Source organism: Thiomonas sp. TH-17, assembly GCF_057473305.1.
Map to the genome: position 1 here is coordinate 1 of NZ_JBYCKI010000079.1, position 4,532 is coordinate 4,532.

The following is a 4,532-nucleotide window of genomic DNA, read 5'->3' on the forward strand; positions in this document are numbered from 1 at the left end:
AAACGAGTTGCGCACGGCGCCAAGCTTGAATTTCTGCGCGTTCCAACCGGCTCACCGCAAACCCGGCGCATGGCTCAAATCGGCGTCGGCGCACACAATTCCGCATCTTCACGGGCCACCAGACGCCTGCACAGGCGTTGCCCAAGGACGTTGCCATTGCGTTGAATCTGGTGCGCTTCGACGAAGAGGACCGCAAGCTTCGCCGCACCGCGCTGGATGAGCTCGTGGCCATCGACCGGGATCTCGGCCTCTGAGCCGTTGGCATGAGCAACTTCACCGCAGTGCTCGATGCCAACGTGCTGCACGCCTATCCATTGGCCAGCGTGCTGCTGGAGCTGGCCGAGGCGCGACTGTACCGGGGGGCCGTCGAGGAGGGGCAGGATCGGGCAGAATGAGTCTGCGGCTGATCGGCACCCATGCATCTTGCAGGTCTGCTGCGCCCTTCCGTGCTTCCGGCGTTCCCCATGCCGCATCGTTCGCCCGTCACGCCGAACATCCTGTTTGCCGGTGATCTGCATGGCCAGTTCGAACATCTGTTCGCGGTGGTGCGCGCGTCGCGACCGCAGGCACTCGTCCTGCTGGGCGATATCGAAGCGCCTGCGCCGCTGCAGGAACTGATGGCACCCATCGAGGTGCTGGGCACGCAGGTATGGTTCATCCATGGCAATCACGACACTGATCGCGCGCCGACGTGGGATGCGTTGCAGGCCTGGCCCGAGCGCAACCTGCATGGTCGCGTGGTCGAGGTGGCTGGTGTTCGCATCGCCGGGCTGGGTGGCATTTTCCGCGACGAGATCTGGCGGCCTGACCAACCCGTGGACCCGAAGTTTTCTTCGTTGCAGGCGTATCTCGAGGACCTGCGGCTGCGCATGCATCCGAAGGATTGGGCCCATACCCTTCAAAGACCGGGCGTGATCAAGCATCACAGCAGCCTGTTTCCCGACGATTTCGATGCGCTGGTCGCACAGGACGCCGAGGTGCTGGTTACGCACGAGGCGCCCTCATGTCATCCGCACGGCTTTGCCGCGATCGACGATCTTGCGCGCGCCTTGGGTGTGCACACGCTGTTTCATGGCCACCACCACGACCGTCTCGATTACAGCGGTCGCACCGCAGCGCTCGGATTTCACGCGCATGGCGTGGGCCTGCGCGGCATCACTGCGCTCAACGGCACGGTGCTGCGGGCGGGCGAGAAGGATGCGGCGCGCGCATCGCGGTTGGGGCATAGCATGCCCGGCACAGCGCCAGCGGATTGAGCCAACGGCGTTGCGCTGCGACCCGCCACCGCACGCGCCAGCCGCACGGCAATGGTGTGATGTGGGGCTGCCCGGTTCAGGGCAACGGGAAGTGGGCGCGCACGCCCGGTCAGTCGACGCGGAATACCTGGATGTTCTCGCACGTCGGACAGCGGTAGGAGCGCAGTCCCTCAGGCTGGATTTCTTCCGGCACCAGAAACGATGCGTCCAGCGCATCCTGGGCAAGCATCTCGATGTGCTTGCCCGCGCGCGCGCAGGGCTCGCAGTGCACAGGACCGTGGGGATGACGGGGAATGGCTTTGGCCATGGGGTTGATCTCGCTGTCGATCGGGCGGATGCCCGGTTCACGGCGCAACGCTACGACCAGGCGGGTTCTTGCTGCAACCTGCATCGGCCTGCGGATGGGGTGAGGCGAACGGTCGCCGCAACGCCGCACCGGATGCGCGCGCAGGGTAGATTGTCATGCGCGTATTACGATTCCGTTGAAAGTGTAAGTTGACACGGTCCCGGCGATGAGTCAGACAGCCGATGACGAGCGCCGGTTTGGCGCCCATCAAACCGGACACAGGGAGTCTTGGTGATGGCACGTGCGAAGGGGGCGACGCACAGAAGCGCAGTGTGCAGGCAGTGTTGCGGTGACGTGCTCGCAGGCAATCCAGGCATGCGGCGCAGCAGGCGACCCACATGGCCTGTGGTTCCTGCGCGTTGTTCGCGCGACAGGCTCATGCCCGTGGGCGCTGTTGCACGCGGTCAAGCGATTGGACGCCATGGCCGCTGAAGATCCGGCATCGCACCCCAAAGACCCGTCGTGCATTCTGCTCGCCGTGGCGCGCGGGATCGCGCGCGTCAATGGCCATGCCATGGTCGAGATGGAGGATCTGAAGCTAGCCATCCGTCACACGGTGGACGGCAAATCCGCCAGCGCGAGTGGCCGTCTGCCAGCGCTCAATCTGGGGTTCACACGGCGCGAAATGACGCTCACGCTGGCCATGGCGATGCTCGCTGATATGGCGGCCTTTGTGCATCCGTTATCAGCAGATGCGCGGAAGTATGTGGCCGAACTTGGGCTGCGCGTCGAAAATCTGGACAACCTGCTCGAAGATGCGTTTCGCGATCAATTTCGAGCCGACTACACACGCAGGCTCGCGGGATGGGCCGGGGTGACCGACGACGCAGCATCCACTGGTCCAGTCAAGATTCCGCCACCGCTGACGCGGACGCAGGTGATGGACGCAGCAAGACGCGTTTGCGCCGACCTGGAACAGGCGTTTCTCGACCCTCGAGAACAGATCCCGAAGATCGCGGCGGCCTTGATGGAAACACCGGCGTTGCGTTCGGCGCCCAAGCAGCCATGGGCCACTTTTTTCTTTGTGGGTCCCACGGCCACGGGCAAGAGCTTCGCCGCACGGATCATCGCCCAGGCGCTGGCGAGAGCCCCGGAGCTGCCGTCATCGGCACCGTCCGAGGCTTCGGCGGGGCCTCAAGACGTCTGGGCCAGCAAGATCTTCGATCTGTCGGCCTATACCAGCGACAATCAGAATTTCGGCCTGGTGGGCTTGACCCAAGGCTATGGAGATGCAAAGCCCGGTGAGTTGACCCAGTGGATCCGGGAGCATCCGCGTTCGGTGATCATCCTTGATCATCTGGACAAGGCGCACCCCAACACACAGAACGTGCTGCTGGAGCTGTTCGACACCGGGACCCTGACCGATCGCTACGGCTTCTACTTGCACAACGACTGCAAACAGGAGCGCATCGCCCCGCCCGCAGTGGACGCCAGCGGCTGCATATTCATCTTCATCGCCGGTATCGATGGCGAGCTTGCGCGGAACGCGGGCTTTTTCGAGCGGTATGCGCGCCAGCCTGGGCAGGGCAAGGACACCCTGCTCGATTATCTGCGCAAACAGCGCACCGATGCCTATGGCGGTGGCGACATGCCGGTATACGACGCCGGTTTGCTCAGCGCGCTGGGGGCGTCCAACCTGCTGCTGTTTCCTCCGCTGGGTGAGGCCGAACTGCGCATACTCGTCAGACGGGGGCTGCAGGAGCTGAAGTCGAAGTACGCTGCATCCGTGGGCATTCGGCTCGACTGGGAGGCCGACAGGGCGTTGCTGGTCGAGGCCAGCCTGCTCGCCCATGGCGCCGACCTTGATGCACGCAAGGTCACGGCGCGCGCGCTGCGTGACCTGTGGCTGCCCGAGCTGGATGCCTACGCGCTGCGGCAGGATTTCGCGCTGCTCGACGGCCAGCTGCTGCACATCCGTTTCGCGCCGGGCACCTTGCAGATGCTGGAGCCGATCAAGGAGCGCCTGGGCATTCCAGTGCAGCCGCAGCCGGACGGGCCGGATCTGGTGCAGTGCCTCAGGCGCCGCAATCGCACCGTGGTGTTCGAGCGCACGCTTGACACCGAGGCAAGCCCGCGGACCCTGACCCTGCACGACCCGCAGGTCGCGGTGCCGCAACGCGCCGAGGACTTCAAAGGCAGCGGCGCGCTGGTTGTCGAGGTGCCCAGCGTTCGCTTCGGCGACGTGCAGGGTCACGTCGTGGTCAAACAGCGCCTGCAACAGGTCGTGCACCTGCTGAAGGAACCGCGGCAACTCGAGCAATGGGACGTAGCGCCCCCCAGCGGCATGCTGCTTTATGGCCCGCCCGGTACCGGCAAGACCCTGCTGGCAAAGGCGCTGGCCGGCGAAGCCGATCTGCCGTTTCTGGCGGCCAATGGCGTGGAACTCCTTGACCCGCGCTTCACCCAATCCTTGTACGAGCGCGCGCGGCACTATGCCCCGGCGCTGGTGTTCCTCGACGAGATCGATGTGCTGGGCAGCCGCCAGCAGGTTGCCTCCATCGCCGCCATCAACGCGCTGCTGTCGGCGCTGGATGGCTTCGGTGGCAGCACCAGTCCGGTGTTTACCGTGGCCGCCACCAATTATCTGGAGCGCCTCGATGCGGCGCTGTTGCGACCGGGGCGGCTGGGTCTGCATGTGGAAGTGCCGATGCTCGACCGCGAAGCCCGGCGCGGATTCATCACACGCTACCAGGCGCTGCCCGGCGGCCAGTCCCTGGACGTGGAAGCCTTGCTCGATGTCACCACCGGTCTCAGCGGCGCGGCCATGGAGTCGGTGCGCAATGAAACGGCCTATGCGCTGCTGCGTGAAGGCCGCGCCGAGGTCGACACGGCGTTCATGCGCGAGATCATCACCACCGAGCGCTTCGGCCCGCGCAGCAGCCGCGCGTTGAGCGCGGCGGACAAACGCCTGACCGCGCTGCACGAGGCCG

General features: G+C 65.1%; 4 protein-coding genes. 3 read left to right on the plus strand and 1 reads right to left on the minus strand.

Features of this window, described 5'->3' with window-relative positions:
* Positions 1-263 precede the first annotated feature (263 nt).
* Both AC2VLV_RS05085 and AC2VLV_RS05090 read left to right on the plus strand, forming a co-directional pair.
* Positions 264-395 carry a hypothetical protein gene (locus AC2VLV_RS05085; RefSeq protein ID WP_486988945.1) on the plus strand — a complete coding sequence of 44 codons (132 nt, stop codon included), beginning with the start codon at positions 264-266 and terminating at the stop codon, positions 393-395.
* Positions 396-416: 21 nt separating this feature from the next.
* The gene (locus tag AC2VLV_RS05090; protein ID WP_486988946.1) at positions 417-1,256 is read left to right on the plus strand and encodes a metallophosphoesterase family protein; all 840 of its coding nucleotides are present in this window, start codon (positions 417-419) and stop codon (positions 1,254-1,256) included.
* 109 nt (positions 1,257-1,365) lie between these two features.
* Here the strand turns inward: AC2VLV_RS05090 and AC2VLV_RS05095 are convergent, their stop codons facing one another.
* Positions 1,366-1,647, minus strand: a complete 282-nt coding sequence (locus AC2VLV_RS05095) for a hypothetical protein (RefSeq protein WP_486988947.1) — start codon at positions 1,645-1,647, stop codon at positions 1,366-1,368.
* Positions 1,648-2,023: 376 nt separating this feature from the next.
* On the opposite strand from AC2VLV_RS05095, the gene AC2VLV_RS05100 reads away from it, so the two are divergent.
* A partial coding sequence (locus AC2VLV_RS05100) for an AAA family ATPase (RefSeq protein WP_486988948.1) occupies positions 2,024-4,532 on the plus strand: 2,509 nt, incomplete at its 3' end.